The sequence below is a fragment of the Bizionia sediminis genome, assembly GCF_042684585.1.
Classification (GTDB): domain Bacteria; phylum Bacteroidota; class Bacteroidia; order Flavobacteriales; family Flavobacteriaceae; genus Algorimicrobium; species Algorimicrobium sediminis.
In genome coordinates this window covers 157,635-177,044 of sequence record NZ_JBHULS010000003.1, presented here as the reverse complement: position 1 = coordinate 177,044, position 19,410 = coordinate 157,635, and the positions used below count along the sequence as shown (strand labels likewise).

The 19,410-nt window shown below is 37.1% G+C and carries 17 protein-coding genes; 5 read left to right on the top strand and 12 right to left on the bottom strand.

The window, feature by feature from the left end; all coding sequences use genetic code 11:
• Positions 1-8 precede the first annotated feature (8 nt).
• The 5 genes from ACFSQP_RS08860 to tamL all read right to left on the bottom strand — a co-directional run bounded on the left by ACFSQP_RS08860 (position 9) and on the right by tamL (position 6,123).
• On the bottom strand, positions 9-788 hold the full coding sequence (locus ACFSQP_RS08860) for a GLPGLI family protein (RefSeq protein ID WP_376893552.1): 780 nt from the start codon (positions 786-788) through the stop codon (positions 9-11).
• 88 nt (positions 789-876) lie between these two features.
• A complete protein-coding gene (locus ACFSQP_RS08855) occupies positions 877-1,110 on the bottom strand; it encodes a hypothetical protein (protein ID WP_376893550.1) in 234 nt (77 codons plus the stop codon).
• A 402-nt stretch (positions 1,111-1,512) separates the two neighbouring features.
• Positions 1,513-2,370, bottom strand: coding sequence for an acetyl-CoA carboxylase, carboxyltransferase subunit beta (gene accD / locus ACFSQP_RS08850; RefSeq protein ID WP_376893548.1), 858 nt, complete (start codon positions 2,368-2,370; stop codon positions 1,513-1,515).
• A gap of 130 nt (positions 2,371-2,500) precedes the next feature.
• Complete coding sequence (gene fbaA, locus ACFSQP_RS08845; protein WP_376893547.1) at positions 2,501-3,568, bottom strand: class II fructose-bisphosphate aldolase; 1,068 nt, start codon at positions 3,566-3,568, stop codon at positions 2,501-2,503.
• Between the two features lie 41 nt (positions 3,569-3,609).
• The gene (gene tamL / locus ACFSQP_RS08840) at positions 3,610-6,123 is read right to left on the bottom strand and encodes a translocation and assembly module lipoprotein TamL (protein WP_376893545.1); all 2,514 of its coding nucleotides are present in this window, start codon (positions 6,121-6,123) and stop codon (positions 3,610-3,612) included.
• A 184-nt stretch (positions 6,124-6,307) separates the two neighbouring features.
• On the opposite strand from tamL, the gene ACFSQP_RS08835 reads away from it, so the two are divergent.
• Positions 6,308-7,030 carry a TrmH family RNA methyltransferase gene (locus ACFSQP_RS08835; RefSeq protein ID WP_376893543.1) on the top strand — a complete coding sequence of 241 codons (723 nt, stop codon included), beginning with the start codon at positions 6,308-6,310 and terminating at the stop codon, positions 7,028-7,030.
• A gap of 15 nt (positions 7,031-7,045) precedes the next feature.
• On the opposite strand, the gene porT is transcribed toward ACFSQP_RS08835, so the two are convergent.
• Both porT and ubiE read right to left on the bottom strand, forming a co-directional pair.
• On the bottom strand, positions 7,046-7,759 hold the full coding sequence (gene porT, locus ACFSQP_RS08830) for a type IX secretion/gliding motility protein PorT/SprT (RefSeq protein ID WP_376893541.1): 714 nt from the start codon (positions 7,757-7,759) through the stop codon (positions 7,046-7,048).
• 4 nt (positions 7,760-7,763) lie between these two features.
• Entirely contained in the window at positions 7,764-8,489 is a 726-nt protein-coding gene (gene ubiE, locus ACFSQP_RS08825; protein ID WP_376893539.1) for a bifunctional demethylmenaquinone methyltransferase/2-methoxy-6-polyprenyl-1,4-benzoquinol methylase UbiE, read from the bottom strand.
• Between the two features lie 204 nt (positions 8,490-8,693).
• Between ubiE and trkA the strand changes: the two genes are divergently transcribed.
• Both trkA and ACFSQP_RS08815 read left to right on the top strand, forming a co-directional pair.
• Positions 8,694-10,043, top strand: coding sequence for a Trk system potassium transporter TrkA (gene trkA / locus ACFSQP_RS08820; protein WP_376893537.1), 1,350 nt, complete (start codon positions 8,694-8,696; stop codon positions 10,041-10,043).
• Between the two features lie 2 nt (positions 10,044-10,045).
• Complete coding sequence (locus ACFSQP_RS08815; protein WP_376893534.1) at positions 10,046-11,539, top strand: TrkH family potassium uptake protein; 1,494 nt, start codon at positions 10,046-10,048, stop codon at positions 11,537-11,539.
• A gap of 97 nt (positions 11,540-11,636) precedes the next feature.
• On the opposite strand, the gene ACFSQP_RS08810 is transcribed toward ACFSQP_RS08815, so the two are convergent.
• Both ACFSQP_RS08810 and ACFSQP_RS08805 read right to left on the bottom strand, forming a co-directional pair.
• Entirely contained in the window at positions 11,637-12,824 is a 1,188-nt protein-coding gene (locus ACFSQP_RS08810; protein ID WP_376893531.1) for a pyridoxal phosphate-dependent aminotransferase, read from the bottom strand.
• Positions 12,825-12,844: 20 nt separating this feature from the next.
• Positions 12,845-13,939: a fatty acid desaturase family protein gene (locus ACFSQP_RS08805; protein WP_376893529.1), complete on the bottom strand. Its 1,095-nt coding sequence runs from the start codon at positions 13,937-13,939 to the stop codon at positions 12,845-12,847.
• A 263-nt stretch (positions 13,940-14,202) separates the two neighbouring features.
• Between ACFSQP_RS08805 and rsmG the strand changes: the two genes are divergently transcribed.
• A complete protein-coding gene (gene rsmG / locus ACFSQP_RS08800; protein ID WP_376893527.1) occupies positions 14,203-14,832 on the top strand; it encodes a 16S rRNA (guanine(527)-N(7))-methyltransferase RsmG in 630 nt (209 codons plus the stop codon).
• 103 nt (positions 14,833-14,935) lie between these two features.
• Here rsmG and pruA read toward each other — a convergent pair whose 3' ends face one another.
• Positions 14,936-16,564 carry an L-glutamate gamma-semialdehyde dehydrogenase gene (gene pruA, locus ACFSQP_RS08795; RefSeq protein WP_376893525.1) on the bottom strand — a complete coding sequence of 543 codons (1,629 nt, stop codon included), beginning with the start codon at positions 16,562-16,564 and terminating at the stop codon, positions 14,936-14,938.
• Positions 16,565-16,711: 147 nt separating this feature from the next.
• On the opposite strand from pruA, the gene ACFSQP_RS08790 reads away from it, so the two are divergent.
• A complete protein-coding gene (locus tag ACFSQP_RS08790) occupies positions 16,712-17,425 on the top strand; it encodes an NRDE family protein (RefSeq protein ID WP_376893523.1) in 714 nt (237 codons plus the stop codon).
• Here the strand turns inward: ACFSQP_RS08790 and apaG are convergent.
• Both apaG and ACFSQP_RS08780 read right to left on the bottom strand, forming a co-directional pair.
• Entirely contained in the window at positions 17,422-17,808 is a 387-nt protein-coding gene (apaG, locus tag ACFSQP_RS08785; protein WP_376893520.1) for a Co2+/Mg2+ efflux protein ApaG, read from the bottom strand. The genes ACFSQP_RS08790 and apaG overlap by 4 nt on opposite strands.
• 267 nt (positions 17,809-18,075) lie before the next feature.
• Entirely contained in the window at positions 18,076-19,329 is a 1,254-nt protein-coding gene (locus ACFSQP_RS08780; protein WP_376893518.1) for a type IX secretion system plug protein, read from the bottom strand.
• Between the last annotated feature and the right edge of the window lie 81 nt (positions 19,330-19,410).

Genomic DNA, 19,410 nt, shown 5'->3' with positions numbered 1-19,410 from the left:
AATTGTTATTAAAATGACTCCAATAATGCTTCGCTTTTAACTTTTTGTTCTGGTACATCTGTATTCAATTTTTGGGCAATAGTAATGGAGCTGTTGCGCATTCTTTCATACATTTTATCAAGTCTTTCTTTAAAATCATCTAAACTTTTCCATGAAATAAGTTGATTTTCGTAACTTCTAATTTGAGCAATAGCAGTTTGGTTATCAGTTGGATATTCCAAACTTTTAAAGTAAAGATACATTTCTTTATCTTTATCATAAGCTTCTAATATTAAACCAGGCAAACCTTGTAGTTTCCAGGGACCAAATGGAAGTGGTACTTCTAAAGTGTACCAAGCGGTATAAATTCTGCCTCTAAATTCGCCAGTGGCTTTGTTTACAGTAAATTTGCCAATCTTTTTGGTTTCGGTTTCAAGTTTCCAATTAATTCTGGGTGTCTTTTCTGCTACATAAAAATTATTCCATTGAGACCAATATATGCTGTCTTTTTTTCTATTATAATACACTTGTTTGCCTAAAGGTGTTGTGTAAACAGCGTAAGCAAGGCCTTCACTGCCATCGGCATTGTCATATACTTTTTTGAATTCTGTTTTACTGTCTAAAGAGTCTTTGGCGCTTACATAATAGGATTCATTTGAATTATATAACAAAAATGAATTAAAATCTGGTCCGTGTGGTCCTTTTAGCCCAATACTTTCAATTTGACCATAATAAACAATGCCTTTTTTTTGAGACCATAAATTCAAACAAGATATGATTATTGCGTATAAAAGTATTTGAGTTTTCATTTAATAATATTTTAAATGCGATACGCTCAGAACATACCGCATTAGTTTTTAATAAATTAAAATATCTGTAATTATTAACTTATGTGTCTTAATAATTGTTTGGGTCGTTGCAAGCTGCATTCTGCATGTCTTTATAATCGGCTTGCGAATATCCATCTACTTCATAATATTGAAAACTATATCCGCTTTCGCAAACAAAAGTTACCAATTTTGGTTTTTTAAATTCTTTAATTGTTTCTGCTTTTTCTATGAAATTGCTTGAAGCAAAAGCAGTTACTACTATTCCTAATGATAGTATTCCTGAAAACAATACTTTTTTCATAATTGTTTTAAGTTTTTATCTTAATAATTATTAAGATGGTTATTAAAAATTTAGAAACAAGGTGATAAAGGAATACAAGGTTTTAACAAGGTGCTTCTTGAACTTTGAAAAAAATTAACCAACGTTGGTTTTAGATTAATCTGAATTGTTAAAAACAAGTAACATGGGTACCTTGTAAAAACCGCAGTTAAAAATTTTTGACTATCAAACCTAAAAAAAAAAGAATTTATGCAATTTTTATTGTGATTTTTTTTTGAAAATTATATAGAATTTTTTGAAAATCCCTAAATGGCTTGCTATCGCAGGCAAACTATAATCTAAAATTAAAGTGGTCGTTTTCGTTTTAGTGAAAATATTTTAATTAAAAAGCCTTTAGAAATTTATCTAAAGGCTTTTTAAATTTTAGGCTCTTAAAGGCTGATTGGTAATTAAATCAATATACAAATTGACCTTATCTTTCAAATGTTTTCGGTGTGTAATGAAATCCAGGAAACCGTGTTCTAATAAAAACTCCGATGTTTGAAAATCTTCAGGTAAATCTTGTCCGGTGGTATCGCGCACTACACGTGGTCCAGCAAATCCAATTAAAGCACCAGGTTCTGCAATATTAATATCCCCTAACATGGCAAAAGATGCTGTTGTACCTCCCGTTGTTGGATCGGTACATAAGGAAATATACGGTATGCCAGCATCTGCTAATTGTGCCAATATAACCGATGTTTTTGCTAATTGCATTAAGGACAAAGCTGCCTCCATCATCCGTGCGCCTCCAGATTTGGAGATAATCATGAATGGTATTTTTTTCTTTAATGCATATTGGCCTGCTCGTGCTATTTTTTCGCCAACCACAGAGCCCATAGAGCCTCCTATAAATGAGAAATCCATACAGGCAACTACCAAGTCCTTGCCTTTGGATTTGCCAACGGCTGTGCGAACAGCGTCCTGAAGTTTGGTTTTTTCTTGAGCTGCTTTTAAACGTTCTGGGTATTTTTTTGTGTCTTCAAATTTTAAAGGGTCTTTGGATTCTAGTTTCGCATCCAATTCTTTAAATTCATTATTATCGAACAAGATCTCGAAGTATTCTTTACTACCTATGCGCACATGGTAGCCGTCTTCTGGACTTACGTAAAAGTTTTGCTCTAATTCTTTAGCGTCTACAATTTTACCGGTAGGCGATTTATACCACAACCCTTTGGGTGTGTCTTTTTTTTGCTCCGTAGAGGTTTGAATTCCTTTTTCTTTTCGTTTAAACCAAGACATAGTGCTTAACGATTTTTGTTAGTTAGGCGGCTAGCTAGAATAATGAATTCAGGCTGTAGTTTCCGCATTTGTTAGTCTAGCAAAAGTACACGATTAATTTTAAATCTGCGTTTTTCGCTTTGTTATTTTGTTAAAGTGTGTTTACGTTGTTTAAATCTTCAAAGGCTTTTTTTAAGCGCGCTACAAACGATTCTTCGCCTTTTCGAAGCCAAACTCGTGGGTCGTAGTATTTTTTATTTGGGATGTCGTCGCCGTCTGGATTGCCAATTTGGCTTTGTAAGTAGGCTTCTTTATCCTTCATATAATCGCGTACGCCGGAGGTAAATGCATATTGCATATCTGTGTCGATATTCATTTTAATAACACCATAACCAATGGCTTCGCGAATTTCTTCCACGGAGCTACCAGAACCACCATGGAATACAAAATCTATGTGGTTGTGAGGGAGGTTAAATTTTTCGGAAACGTATGCTTGCGAATTTTTTAAAATTTTTGGTGTTAGCTTTACGTTGCCAGGTTTGTAAACGCCATGCACATTCCCAAAGGCTGCAGCAATGGTAAACTGGTTACTTATTTTACTCAACTCTTGGTACGCATAGGCTACCTCTTCCGGTTGGGTGTATAATTTAGAATCGTCTACATCTGTATTGTCTACACCGTCTTCTTCGCCTCCTGTTATACCTAATTCTATTTCCAGAGTCATGCCCATCTTACTCATTCGTTGTAGGTAGCGTTTGCAAATGTCAATATTTTCTTCAATGGGTTCCTCGCTCAAATCTATCATATGCGAACTGTATAGCGGTTTACCTGTTTCCTTAAAATGTTGCTCGCTAGCATCCAGTAGGCCGTCTATCCAAGGTAGCAGTTTTTTTGCACAATGGTCTGTGTGTAAAATAACAGGAACGCCATATGCTTCTGCCATTAAATGCACGTGTTTGGCACCGGCAATACAGCCAGCAATGGCTGCTTTTTGGTTTTCGTTACTTAAGCCTTTTCCAGCGTTAAAAACGCCACCACCATTAGAAAATTGAATAATTACGGGCGCGTTTAAATCTCTTGCCGTTTCCAGAACACCATTAATGGAGTTGGAACCTACAACATTTACAGCAGGAAGGGCAAAGCCTTTTTCTTTTGCAAGTTTAAAAATAGCTTGAACTTCGTGTCCAGTTGCAACGCCTGGTTTTATAGAATGTGACATAGTATGTGTTTTATGGTAACAAAAATAATAAAATTAATAGCTTAAAAAGGGTAATTAATACCAATGTTATAAACAGCGTTGGTAAAATTGTAGTCGTTAAACCAGCGGTTTCCCATTTGGTAGGAAGGGTCGTAGGTTTTAAAACCGGTATCGAAACGAAAAATAACAAAACCAAAATCGTAACGCAAGCCAAAGCCGCTACCTAGGGCAATATCTTGCAAGGAATTTAGGTTGGTAAAGGTAGCTTGGGGGTCCTCAATATTATCTAAAGCATTCCAAATATTGCCAGCATCGGCAAAAACAGCACCGTAAAAATCGCCAAAAATATTAAAACGATATTCCAAATTAAAAGCCAGTTTCATGTTAGCTTCATTAAACTCGTCGTTACTATCGGAGCTTCCTGGGCCTAAACTGTATGCGGTCCATGCGCGATTATCATTGGTACCGCCGGCAAAAAAACTTTTTGAAAACGGGATGCTATTTGAATTGCCGTACGGTATGGCAATGCCAAAAAAGCCACGAAACGCTAAAACCTGCTTTTTGCCTAAATCCCAGCGTTTTACATAATCTAATTCTGTTTTTAGGTATTGTGAATAGGCCACATCGAAAATTTCAAAATTATCGTTTGCATTTTTTGGGGTTCCAAACATGTTGGAGGCTAGCGAAAGGAGGTTGCCAGCCGATTCTATTTTTCCTCTAAAAATAGAAAAATTTTCGTCGAATAAATTGGTTCTGTTATCGCGTACATAGCTGTAACTGGAAGCAATTATAAGGTTGTTTTCGGTTAAACGCTCCTTACGTTCATTTATATTGCGAATGTTCTGGATGTTATTAACGCTTAAACCAAAGGGCGGGTTATTGCTTAACGCTTCTTGTATAAAAGAATTGGCTTCTTCCGGAATGCCTAAACTGGTATTGGGGTTAATATAATTTATGCTTTGGGCAATGTTGTTTAGTGTGTTGTAAGCGGTGCTGTATACGTTAAAATAGTTGCTTGGGTTTAAACTTTTTACATATTGAACGCTAAACAAATCCACGCGATTGGTAACTTTAAAATTTGGTTTCCAACGGTAATTTAAAGTGCCTGTTAAGTTTTGTTTATCCAGCCCAATATTTCGTTGGCTGGAGGTGGCAATGCTCATGCGGGTGGTAGGCGACATGCTTTTTGGAATAAGCTTGTCTGTATTAAAGGGTAACAACAGCCTTGGTATGGTTAGTTTTAAATCGGCTCCCCATTCCGTAATATCAAAAAACCGATCTTGGTCGTTGGCAGCGTCCTTGGAAGCGCCAATAGATCCAAATCCTGTAAGTTGTAAAGTTTCGGCACCGCCAAAAACGTTTCGCATTAAAACCGATGGATTTAAAGAAAATCCTATGGTTTGGATATTACTTTGCGATACTTCTGCACTAAATTCTAAACCAAATTTCTTTTTTGGATTTAGGTATACATTTGCCGTAAGGGTGTTATCGGTGTTTTCAATGTATTCTATGTTCGGGTATTTAAAGGTGCGTAGTTCGGAAATGTAGCGGTAGGACAAGGTTCTGTCCATATCTCGAAACGTAGAATCTGGTGTTATAAAAACGGCGTCTGTTAATGTTTTTGGCCTAAAGCGTAATTTTCCGGGACTAAAAATGGTGTAGCCTTTGTACTGTAAGGTGTCCTGTTGTTTGGTTTGTTTGTCTAAAAAATCGTATTCGGTAAAAATATTAACGTCCTTAATGGTGTAAACTTCAAAAGGTTTGCGTGTGGTGGAATCGTCATTTTTTATTAATCGATCTTGAATTTGTAAATCTACTTTTACCTTGTGGCCAGTTCTAATGGTGTCCATTTCAAAATAAACATAATCTTCTTTAAAGTGGTAAACACCATTATTTCTAAAATAATTGGTTAATCTGGTTTTTTCTTGTTCAAAGGTAGCTGTTTTATACTGGGTGTTTTTCTCAATTAATGTTTTGTTTTCTGGTGCCTGATATAAACTGTCTATGGCTGGCGATGCTATACTTACGCTTAAGGTGTCTACTATATAAGGTTTGCCTGTTTGTACATGGTAATCTACTTTAACACGGCTGGAGTCCACGGCTACGGTTTTGGCGGTTGCTTTTGCATTAAACCAACCGTTATGAAAATAGTAGGCTTCCAGTCTGTTTATTGTACGCTCTGTTTTGTCTTTATTAATAATGGTGGGCGCTTCGCCGGTGTTTTGCAACCAGGAGTTAAACCCTTTTCTCGAGTTTATATATTGGGTAAGTTGTTTTTTTGATAGCAGTCTCTCTAGTCTGTTTCGGCGTTTGGCTGTTTTGTTAATTTTGGCCTCTAAAATGGAGTCTATATTTGGTCGGGCTAAATTGTAAATGTGCAACCGGATGGGTATGCCCAGAAGTTTACGGTTTGGCTTTTGGTAAACTAAATTCGTTATAGCTTCGGTATTATTGGCCTTTTGGTTTATATATACCGTATTTTTGGTAAGTAGTTTTTCAGTATTTCCAACGCGCTTTACGGTGTTGCATGAAGCTGTAAGCAATGCAAGAACTAGAACAAACGCTATTTTTGACATGTGATTATGCAAAAGTTTTCATTTTAAACACCCTTTGGTATCTGCCGTTTAGTAAGCTAAAATTCTGAAATTTTGCTCAAAAATACATTATTTCCACAACAATAAAGCATGTATATAAAAGGACATTTTAAGTCTGTTGTATTTTATTTTTCTAATTTTGTTGGCAGCATTAAAAATAGGTTTCATGTTATCCAAAAACCAAGTTAAAGAAGTAACGCGCTTACAGCAAAAAAAGTACCGCCAGCAGTCTGGTTTATTTATTGCCGAAGGTGTAAAAACTATTAAGGAACTCCTAAAATCGCAGTGGCAGTTGGAGCAATTGTACACCCTGGAGTCTTTTGGTTTGGCTAGCAATTTAGAAACGCTAATTACTGCGCCCGAGTTAAAAAAAATTAGTGCTTTAAAAACACCCAACCAGGCCGTAGCTGTTTTTAGAATGCCAACACCACAACCTATAACAGACACGGGTATTACCGTTGTTTTGGATTCGGTACGCGATCCGGGTAATTTAGGTACAATAATCCGGTTATGCGATTGGTTTGGAATAAGTTATTTGGTTTGTAGCCCAGAAACGGTAGATTGTTATAACCCAAAAGTAATTCAGGCAACCATGGGTTCTATTACCCGAGTATCTGTTTCCTACACAGCTTTAGATACTTTTTTAGAAAATACCACACGCCCTATTTATGGTGCTTTTATGGATGGAAATTCTGTATATGCTGAAACGCTTATGGAAGACGCGGTATTGGTAATGGGAAACGAAGCCAATGGTATTTCCCAAGCTGTTGGCAGCTATATAAACAACCGCATTAGTATTCCGCGTTTTGGACCTATTCAAGCAACCGAAAGCTTAAATGTAGCTACTGCAACAGCTATTTTGTTAAGCGAGTTTAAACGCTTGACTTAACGCGTGCTGTTTAGCTTATTGAAAGGTAAAGTTTAAAAACACACCCCGTGTTTTCATGCTATGAACATTGCCAGTCCATGGGCTGTTAGGATCAGCATCTGGAACGATTTCGTTATTTAACGCAAAAACGCCTCTTATAGATGGTGTAAATTTGAAGAAATACAAATAAAAATCGATACCAAAGCCAACCTCATAAAAGAACATGTTTTTTTTAGTTCTAAATTGCCCGCTACTATTGTCGTCTGGATTGTTTTCGTTACTAGATAAGTTAAGTGCCGTAGATAAACCAGCTACAACAAATGGTTTAAAATTGTTAATACGTTTGGTAGAAAATTTCATTAACAGCGGAAAGTGGATGTAAGTCGATTTTACTTCGCGTTTTAAATCGGTACTCGTAAAATCGATACCGTTAAAATAGGTTTCGCTATACACTAAATTTCTGGTGGTAATGTATAAACCAGGTTCAAAGCGTAAATCCATGTATTCCATGACACGTAAGTTACCCAATAAGCCCACATTAAATCCACCTGTTTTTTCAACCAATATATCGGCTAAATCGTTGTTATAGTCAAAATTAAAATCGTAACTATTATAGCCTAAAAAAAAGCCATAACTTAATAGCTTTTTATCTTCAGTTTCTAAATTTCGAATTTTTTCTTTAGTAAATAGCTGTGCTGAAGCAATTTGCGAAAGCAAGATTAAACTTAAGCTTATCAGGTGTTTTTTCATAAAACTATTTTGATAATGTATATATAGTTGCCACACCAAAAGTTTGTGGCAAGTCTGTTACATTAGTAAACCCAATTTTACGCAAAATATTGTTTAATTCTTCACCGAAAGGAAAAACAGAAGCCGATTCGCATAAATAGGTGTAAGCTGTTTTATCTTTAGAAAACACTTTGCCAATTAGTGGTAAAATATTTTTAGTATAAAACTTATAACCTTGTTTGTAAGGTGTTTTTGTAGGCATAGAAGTTTCCAGAATTACAAAAGTGCCATTGGGTTTTAGTACCCGATAAATTTCGGCAAGCCCCTTTTCTAACGTTTCAAAATTACGAATTCCAAAGGCTACTGTAATAGCATCGAAAGAGTTGTCTTCAAAAGGCATGTTTTCCGAATCGCCTAAAACCATATCCACCGTGTTGCTTAAGTTTTTATGGGCTACTTTTTGCTTACCTATTTCAAGCATGCCGCTACTGATGTCGAAACCTACAATTTTCTTAGCATTCGTTTCAGCTAGCATAATGGCTAAATCGCCTGTACCTGTGGCAATATCCAAAACAGTTTCTGGATTTTGTGCCTTAACAATAGCCACCACTTTTTTGCGCCACGATACATCTATACCAAAGGAAATTACCCGATTTAAGCCATCGTAATTGCCAGATATGGTGTCGAACATTTGCGTAACCTGTTCTTTTTTACTTAAACTGCTATTTTTGTAGGGGTTTACTTTTGCCACGGTCTTTCTTTTTTTGCAAATATAAACTATTGTACAGGCATTAAGCAACTAGTTAGTAATTTATTATATGAATAAATATACTCGTAAAGTCCTTTAAATTGCTTTATATTTGCATGTCTTTTAAATAAGAAGCACACGACTTGCATAGTGGCTTGTTTAGTAACAGCGCTAGGGTTTTAGCCGGTGTTTAAACTTACATTACAAATGAAAATTATTATTGCGGGAGCTGGTGAAGTTGGATTTCATTTAGCGAAACTATTATCTTTCGAATCGCAAGAAATTACGCTCATAGATACTAATAAAGCTAGCTTGTTAAATGCCGATACGCATTTGGATATTAAGGCCATGAAAGGCGATGCCACTTCTATAGCCATGCTAAAGGATGCGCGCGTGGCAGAAAGCGATTTAGTTATTGCCGTTACCTCTTCCGAAACTACCAACATTACGGTGTGTGTTTTAGCCAAGCAGCTAGGCGCCAAACGGACTATTGCCAGAATTTCTAATACAGAGTTTATTCACTACAAAGATGAGGTAGGTTTTATAAAATTTGGTATTGACGAATTAATTTCGCCCGAAGCATTAGCAGCTGCCGAAATTAGATTACTACTAAACCAATCGGCTTTTAGCGATACGTTTTCATTTGAAGATGGGGCCTTAACCATGGTTGGTTTAGATTTGTCCAGAACAATGGCCTTTGTTGGCAAAACGGTAAAAGAGGCTGCAAAAATTTTCCCAGAAATTCATTTTGTACCAATAGCTATACAACGTTTTGGGACTCAATTTACCATTATACCGCGTGGCGATACACAATTTAAGGAAGGCGATCATGTTGTTTTTATTACCTCTGAAGGTGGTGCCGAAGAACTTTGTAAAATAACTGGTAAAACCAATACAGGTATTAAGCATGTTATGATTCTTGGAGGCAGCCAAATAGGATACAAAACAGCACGCGATCTCTCCGAAAGTGGCTTTCATGTTAAGCTTATAGAAAAGGACAAAAACAGAGCCTTCGATATTGCCGATGAGCTGCCAAATGTTTTGGTTATTAATGGCGATGGCCGAAATGTGGCGCTTTTAGAGGAGGAGAATATTAGTGATATGGACGCCTTTATTGCGGTAACAGGCAATAGCGAAATAAATATTATGTCCAGTTTGGTGGCCAAGTCCAAACAGGTTAAAAAAACCATTTCTTTGGTAGAAAACATGGATTATTTTGAGCTTTCACAATCCATTGGTATCGATACGTTAATTAATAAAAAACTACTTGCAGCCAATACCATTTTTAGGTTTGTGCGTCGTGGCGAGGTACTAGCCATGACCAAATTAAACAATATGGACGCCGAATTATTGGAGTTTAGGGTAAAGGCACAATCTAAAATTTGTAACACCCTAATTAAGGATGCGGCTTTCCCATTATCGGCTATTATTGCAGGTGTAATTAGAGATGGACTTGGTTATATTGCCTTGGGCGATTTTAAAATTCAAGAGGGCGACCGGGTGGTAATTTGTGGTTTGCCACGCTCCATAAAAGATGTGGAAAAACTGTTTTTATAAGCATGAAACTTAACTATAAAATAATCTTTCATTTTTTAGGTCTCTTACTATTATTTAATGGTGGTTTCATGTTAGTGTCCGCTTTAATTAGTAAGCTGTACGAAGATGGTGTTACAAACTACTTGTTGCTGGCAGCATTGTGCACGTTGGTGGTAGGTTTAGCACTTATGATACCCACTAGAAAACATCAAAAAATTATTAATAAGCGGGAAGGATATATAGTGGTTACCTTTGGCTGGCTTACAATGGCTTTTTCGGGTTGTTTACCTTATATTTTTACTGGGGCTATCCCGGATTTTACAAGTGCTTTCCTTGAAACCATGTCGGGTTATACCACCACCGGAGCCACGGTTTTAAACGATATTGAAATTATGCCTGAAGGCATCTTGTTTTGGCGCAGTTTAACCCACTGGATTGGTGGTATGGGAATAATTGTGTTAGCCATTGCTATTTTACCTCTTTTAGGTATTGGCGGTATGCAATTGTTTGCTGCCGAAGCGCCTGGCCCAAACACCGATAAGCTACACCCCCGAATTACCGATACGGCCAAGCGCTTGTGGCTTATTTATTTTGGCTATACCATTGCCGAAACTATTTTGTTAAAACTAGCAGGAATGAGTCTGTTTGATGCTATGAATCATGCTTTAAGTACCTTATCTACTGGTGGGTTTTCTACAAAAAACGCTAGTGTGGCCTATTGGAATGATCAGCCCCTTATTCAGTATATTATTATAGGGTTCATGTTTTTGGCGGGCACCAACTTTGTTTTAAGTTACTTTGCTTTTAAAGGTAAGGTTCAAAAAATACTAAAGGACGACGAGTTTAAGCTGTATCTTTCGTTTATTGTTATTTTTACGGCTATTGCTGCATTTATAATATACTTTAAGGCCGATGCGAGTGTATCAAGCATTCATCACCCAATGGTTTGGGGTGCGGCAGAAAGTGCCTTTCGTCATGGCTTGTTTCAAGTATTAAGTGTGGTTACAACTACCGGTTTTATTACGGCCGATTACACTCTATGGTCGCCATTTTTAGTGGTATTCTTCTTTGGACTCATGTTTTTAGGCGGTTCTGCTGGCAGTACTTCCGGAGGTGTAAAAGTGGTAAGACATTTAATTTTAATAAAAAATGGTTTTTTAGAATTTAAACGTGCCTTGCATCCTAATGCTATTTTACCCGTGCGCTATAATTCAAGAGCCGTTTCAGGCGATATTGTTTTTAATATTTTGGCCTTCTTCATTTTATATATGTTATCCTTTATTGTAGGTTCTTTGGTGTTCTCTATGTTTGGTTTAGATTTTATGTCTGCCATAGGTATTGCTGCCTCTAGTTTGGGTAACGTTGGTCCGGCTTTAGGTCAATTTGGTCCGGTAAACAATTATGCGGCATTAGAGCCTTTAGCCAAGTGGTGGGCCGCCTTTTTAATGCTTATTGGCCGATTAGAATTATTTACCGTACTTATTTTACTCACACCATTTTTTTGGCGAAATCGCTAAACCTGCGCCTTAATTTCTTGTGAATGCTTTTTTACAGATAAAAAAAATCCACTTCGTGGGAAGTGGATTGTTATGAGTATAAAGCAAACGGATTGTATTACGATACAGCAGCTTTAATGCGCTTAATGGCTTCAGTTATTTGCGCCTGACTGGCAGCGTAGGACAACCGTATGCAATTAGGGTCTCCAAAAGCATCGCCAGTAACGGTAGCTACTAATGCGTGTTCTAGTAAAAATAATGAGAAATCGGTTGCATTGTTAATGGTGGTTCCTTTTAGGGTTTTTCCAAAGAAAGCCGAAATATTAGGAAACACATAAAAAGCGCCTTCTGGTGTGTTGTTTACAAACCCCGGAACATCATCTAATAAAGTTAATACCAAATCACGTCGGATATGGAATTCGTCTATCATAAATTTAACCCGTGAAGGTGGTTCGTTTAAAGCGGTAATTACGGCACGCTGGGCAATGCTATTGGCACCGCTAGTTACTTGTCCTTGTAGTTTGTTGCAGGCACGGGCAATGGATTCAGGAGCACCTATGTAGCCAATGCGCCAGCCGGTCATGGCAAATGCTTTGGAAACACCGTTTACGGTTATGGTCCGGTTAAACATATCTGGAAATTGCGCCATACTGGCATGGCCATTTTCGGTAAAATTAATATGTTCATAAATTTCATCGGAAACTACATAAATATCTGGATGGTGCTTTAAAACGTCGGCCAAGGCACGAAGTTCTTCTTTGCTGTAAAGCGAGCCACTAGGATTACAAGGAGAGCTGTACCAAATCATTTTTGTGTTTGGTGTAATGGCAGCTTCCAACTGCTGTGGTGTCATTTTAAAGTCGGTTGCAATACTTGTTTGTACTTCCACTGGAATACCGCCAGCTAATTTTACAATATCGGCGTAACTTACCCAGTACGGGCAGGGTAATATAACTTCATCGCCTGGATTAATAAGTACTTGCGCTACATTGTAAAGTGCTTGTTTAGCACCCGTAGATACCACAATTTGCGGCAAGGTGTAATGCAAGTTATTATCGCGTTTAAATTTGGTAATAATAGCTTCTTTTAATTCCACATATCCATCAACCGGTGTGTAGGAATTGTAGTTATCATGAATGGCTTGAATGGCTGCCTCTTTTATGTAATCTGGTGTATTAAAATCGGGTTCTCCTAAACTTAACCCAATAATGTCTTTACCTTCGGCGCGTAATTCGCGGGTCTTTGCCGCCATCGCTAATGTGGCAGAAGTAGCCATGTTTAAAACTCTATCTGAAAGGCGTGTCATGTTTTTGAAAATAAATTAAATTAGGCCATACTTGGCTTTCTACCTAGTTCTTTTAATTGATTGTAATGTTCTGCAATAGCCGTCCAAATTGAGTTGTACTCATTGTATGGCAAGCTAAATTCTTGAGCTGTTTCCTTTACTATTTTTGCAATGTTTTTGTAGTGCACATGACTAATATGCGAGAATAAGTGGTGCTCTACTTGGCGGTTTAGGCCACCTGTGTAAAATTCGACAATCCAACTTTTAGGCGAAAAGTTGGAAGTGGTAAACAACTGGTGTATAGCCCACGTGTTTTTCATTGTGCCGTTTTCATCGGGTAAAGGCATGTCTGTATTAGGCATAACGTGTGCTAATTGAAAAATAACACTTAAAATAATGCCTGCGGTATAGTGCATAATAAAAAAGCCAATGAATACTTGCCACCAAGCAAATCCTAACGCTAGCGGTAATACCACCCAAATAGAATAGTAAACTATTTTGCCAATTATTAATTTGGTCCATTGTGTGGCTGGATTTGGAAAGTCGCCGTAAGATAATTTCCGTTTTAAATAAACATAGGTTTGTTTAAAATCGGTTGTAATAGCCCAATTTACGGTAAGTAATCCATAAAGTAAAAAGGCATAGTATTTTTGGTATTGGTGAATTTTGGACCATTTAGCGTGCTTGGAAAATCGAATAATTCGGCCTGCATCAATATCTTCGTCATGACCTTGAATGTTGGTGTACGTGTGGTGCAAAACATTATGTTGCACTTTCCAATTATAATCGTTTCCAGCTAAAATATGAATACTACTTCCCATAAGGGTATTAACCCATTTTTTACTGGAAAATGAGCCGTGGTTGGCGTCATGCATTACGTTCATACCAACACCAGCAATGCCAATGCCTATTACAATCATGCAAAGTATTTGCAGCCATCCGGGCATGCTTACAGTTAATAAAAGTACCAATGGCCCTAAAAGCAAGGTAAACATTACAACAGCCTTTACATATAGTTTCCAGTTACCTGTTTTTTTTAAGTTGTTTTCTTTGAAATAATCATTTACACGTTTGTTAAGTGTTCTAAAAAATTTAGCAGAGTCGTTTCTAGAAAATGAAATGGTTTTATTTGTCATTCTAATGGTATTATTGAAAGAGGCTAGGTGCTAGCTTCTTGTTGTATTTATGCAAATATAATTAATATACATTTGCTCCGGGATAAAGTTATCACAAAAAACGGCGTTAAATCCGGAAAGCATCCAAACCACCAAAATAGTGTAAAGCTGGTCTGGGTTGTTTTGAAAGTAAACGTTGGGTGTTAATAACTGGCGTGTTACTAGAAAAAATTTCGGAAGCCAAAATTTAAATTACCTACTTTTGTCCAAAATTTTTTAAAAACATGGAGCTAATATTAAAATACTTTCCAAATTTAAGCGCAGCGCAAATAAAACAATTTGAGCAATTGGAGGTTTTGTACCAAGACTGGAACCTGAAAATAAATGTGGTGTCTAGAAAAGATATAGACGAGCTGTATTTACGCCACGTACTCCATGCTTTAGCCATAGCAAAAGTAATTACATTTAAACCTGGCACAAAATTAATGGATGTTGGAACGGGTGGAGGTTTCCCAGGTATTCCACTGGCTATTTTGTTTCCGGAATGTTCGTTTCATTTAGTGGATAGTATTGCTAAAAAATTGAAAGTGGTGGATGAGGTTGTTGCAGGGTTAGAATTAACCAATGTAAAAACGACGCATTCCCGTGTTGAAGAAATTAAAGATACCTACGATTTTATTATCAGTAGAGCAGTGGCTGCCATGCCAACGTTTGTACATTGGATAAAAGGTAAAGTTGCCAAAAAACAAAATCATGACCTTAAAAATGGAATTTTGTATTTAAAAGGAGGCGATTTATCTGAAGAACTTCAAGACTATAAAACAGCAACCATTTATAATATTTCCGATTTCTATACAGAAGAATTTTTCGAAACAAAAAAAGTCGTGCATTTACCCATTAAGTTTAAAGGTTAAATAGTGGTGCAAAAACAGCTCGTAAGGGTACGGATATAATTAAAAAGAAAAACCCTTAACTTTTTGAAAGTTAAGGGTTTTTATAATTTTAGGAGCTAAAAGTTTAAGAGCCTAAAAACGGATATCTGTAATCAACTGGTGTTACAAATGTTTCTTTAATTAATCGTGGCGAAACCCAGCGTAACAAGTTTTGAGCAGATCCTGCCTTATCATTTGTTCCGGATGCTCTGGCGCCACCAAACGGCTGTTGTCCTACAACGGCACCGGTTGGCTTGTCGTTAATATAGAAGTTACCAGCACTATTTTGTAAAGCATTGGTTGCTTCCTCAATAGCGTAGCGGCAGGTAGCTAAAATAGCACCTGTTAAAGCGTATTCACTTGTAGAGTCAACTAATTTTAACGTGTTTGAGTAATCATCGGCATCGTATACATAAATTGTCATTACAGGGCCAAACAATTCCTCTACCATGGTTGTGTATTTCGGATTGGTTGTAACAATAACAGTTGGCTCAATAAAGTAACCTTCAGATTTGTTGTAGTTTCCACCTATAATTATTTCAGCATCGGTATCGGCTTTTGCTTGATCTATGTATTTAGCTAGTTTATCGAAAGACGCTTCGTTTATTACAGCTGTAATGAAGTTGTCCATGTTTTCTGGTGATCCCATTTTAAAGGATTCAATATCTTCAATAACGTATTTTTTAACCTCTTCCCATAAATTACTTGGAATGTAGCCGCGGGATGCTGCACTACACTTTTGTCCTTGAAACTCAAAAGCACCTCTGGAAATAGCAGTAGCTACTTGTTTCGGATTTGCCGATTTATGTGCTACAATAAAATCCTTACCGCCAGTTTCTCCTACAATTCTTGGGTATGTTTTGTATTTTTCAATATTGTTGCCAATTTGCTTCCATAAACTTTGGAATACAGGTGTTGAACCTGTGTAATGTAGGCCAGAAAAATCTGGACTCGCTAATACGGTGTCTGTAATCATACCCGGATTTCCAAAAACAACATTAATAACGCCGTCTGGTACACCAGCTTCTTTAAAAACATCCATGATTACTTTGGCCGAAAATATTTGGTTGTTACTAGGTTTCCAAACAACCACATTACCCATGAGCGCCATACAAGACGGTAAATTACCTGCAATAGCTGTAAAATTGAATGGTGTTACAGCATAGGTAAACCCTTCTAAAGGACGGTATTCAACACGGTTCCATGCGCCGCTGGTGCTTTCAGGTTGGTCCATGTAAATATCCGACATAAATTGCACGTTAAAACGCAAAAAGTCTATTAGTTCGCAAGCGGAATCTATTTCAGCTTGATAAATATTTTTAGACTGCGCAATCATGGTGGCCGCATTAATTTTTGCACGGTATGGGCCAGCAATTAATTCGGCAGCTTTTAAAAATATGCCGGCGCGCTGCTCCCAAGGTAATTGCGACCACGTTTTTCTGGCCTCTAAAGCAGTAGCAATGGCCTCTTCTACGTGTGTCTTTTCTGCCAAATGGTAAGTACCAACCACATGTTTATGATCGTGTGGCGGAGACATGGTTCTGGTGTTACCCGTTTTTACCTCTTTTCCGTTTATATACATACCTACATCAACGGTGCTGTTGTACATATCTTTGTATGCCTTTAAAACTTCTTCGCGTTCAGGCGATCCTGGTGCATAAGATTTTACAGGCTCGTTCACTGCAATTGGTACATTAAAAAATCCTTTTCCCATGAGTGTTTATTTTTTTGTAGTTTAACTAATTTGAAAGGAGCGAAGGTACAAAATTTTGCCTATTTTTTTGATAGAAAGGCGCTTAAATACGTTTTAATTCGCGCGCCAATTTAGTTATTTTCGTAGTTGTAAAAATACAGTCATTATATGTGTACGGTTACATTTTTTCCAAAGGCTAACGGGCAATTTATTATTACTTCCAATAGAGATGAACTGCCAAGCAGACAAACAGTTCCACCAAAACTATATAACGAAAATGGTGTAGTTATGCTGTATCCAAAAGATACTGTAGCAGGAGGTTCTTGGATTGGCCTGGCTAGTACAAACAGATTGGCATGCCTGCTAAATGGCGGTTTTAAACCGTACAAGCCCGCTAGTACCTATCGGTTAAGTCGGGGTTTGGTAGTTAAAAAAGTGTTACAGGCTAGTAATTTATCGGTTTTTTTAGATACCTGTAATTTGCAAGGAATTGCACCTTTTACTTTAATACTAGTAGACTGGAATAAAATACTTCAGGTTTTAGAGTTGGTATGGGATGGGAGCCAAAAGCATGTCAGGCAAGTGCCGCTTAAACCAACAATTTGGTCTTCGGCTACGCTTTATACTGATGAAATGAAAACTGACAGACAACGTTGGTTTCAAATATTCAATAAGAAATTAGATACCTCGGCAGAGGCAATTATGGCATTTCATAAAACAGCTGGTAATACAAGTAAAACGCACAGTGTTTTGTTAAAACGTAAGCACATAGAAACAACCAGTATCACGCAGATTACTTATTTACAAACTGATTTGAAAATGCACTACACCGATTTACTTACCGATATACATCATGTGGTTCCTTTTAAAATTTCCGGTTAATTTAGCGCAAATGATGCGTGCAAGCGAAATGAGGGAATAGCAACTTTGAAGGTTTGGTTGGTTTCTAAATTGCGCATGCTATAAAAACCGCGCATGAGGCCAAAAGGAGCCACAAGAGCACAACCAGAGGTGTAACTGTAAATTTCGCCAGGTTTTAAAATGGGTTTTTCGCCAATAACCCCAGGGCCTACTACCATTTCAACAGGTTTTAAGGCGTCGAAAATAGTCCATTCGCGGGCATATAATTGAACCAAATCCTTACTCTGATTTTCAATTACAACTTGATAGGCAAAGGCATAATTAAGTTGGTACTGCTTATAAAAAGAACCTTCAAAATTTGTGTTTACCGAAATTTTTATGCCTTTGGTAACTTGCTGAACCATGCTTTGGCGGGTTTTAAATTTTACGTTATGTAAAAATAAGCAATAAAATCTTGGAATTAAAATGAAAGACTCTTACAAGGTGTCTAATACCAGATAATTAGCTTTTTTTTAACAGAATTATGGCGCTTGACGGTGTTAAACTGGCATGAAGCTAAATGGGGTTTTTACTGCTTGGACGCATGAAAAAAGCTTACTTTAAAACGCTTTGTAAAATAATGCCACCATATTACTTATAACAGCCAGATTTGAAAACGATTTACTTATAATTTAGTTGGATATGTTGGTAGAATTGCCTTCACCAACACCAACAATACGATCGTATCTGCCACCTAAATCGCGGAAGTAAACCACCACTTTATAATCGTTTTCTGTCTGCCAAAAGCTGCCACTAATGGCACTTTCATTTAATGCGCCAGTTTGGTTGTTTTTTACAACATATTTGTAATTGTAGAAACCTTGTTTTAGGAGTATGGGTACTTCATATAACCCGTTGGCTGGATTAAAAACCATTTTATTGGCGTCCTCTAAAGCGTAATTGTTAAAATTGCCATACACGTAAACCGACTCATTTTTGGGTAGTTCAGGAAGAATAAGCGAAAAATGAATCCACGCATAATCGGCTTCAATAGCTGGTTTTTCGGTGTTAATGGCGTTAATTAAAAAGTTTCCATTAATATCCGGATTGTAGGTGTAAGGTTTGTTAAAGCGGGGCGCGTTGGTAAATAAATAATTGCTGTATAATTCGTTAAGTTCAATATAACGTATGGCTGCGTTGGCGCCACGAATGTCTTTGTTTTCGAAATAAAAATATTCGTTACCGCCTTCAAATAAAATTTTATCGGTGTATTTGTAAACAAGTTCGCTGCCTAATGTATATTGAGGCGGAACATTACTAATGGCCGTATGTAGGTTGTTATTTTGAATAATGCATGTTTTTACTGTTTGTTGTGGGTTGTTAAAACGCATGTTGTTAGAGTTTATAATAATGTCCAAACCTTGCATGGTTTCAACCTGGCGCACATCGCGAGCGCGTTTTACAGAAACGCCTACGGTTGCCATGTTTTCCTGCACCATAAACTTTCTAGAAAACACCAATTCATCGTAATCGTTGTAAACAAATAACATGTAATTTCCAGATACTTTTAGTCCTCTGGTTTGCGCATTTGGAATACGCAACGTGTAATGCGAGTATATTTGATAGGTGTTAAAGGAGTTTTCGTAGTCGCGAATTCGTTGATTGTCTATGCCGCTTAAATATTCGCTTTGCATAAGTTGCGAAGGTTCCCAATTGTAGTCGAAGTGTTTTATTTGGTAGTAAAAGTCGGCTTCATCGCCGTTTAAGGCATCAAATTCCAAAATTAACTGCTGCCCGAGTTGAATTATGGGTAACTGACTTTGGGCGGTTTGCCCTTGAAACGTAATAGATTTAATATAAGCCGGAGGTGCTTTTTCTTGGACAACCTGGGCAGAAACCAACGGGCATACCATAATAAGGACGCAAATAAAAACTATTCTCAACATACATTTTTTGTTTAGATGCTAAAGGTAAGCAAAATTTGTGCCTTCCCTAGTCTCATTATTTAGAATGAATATAAATAACAA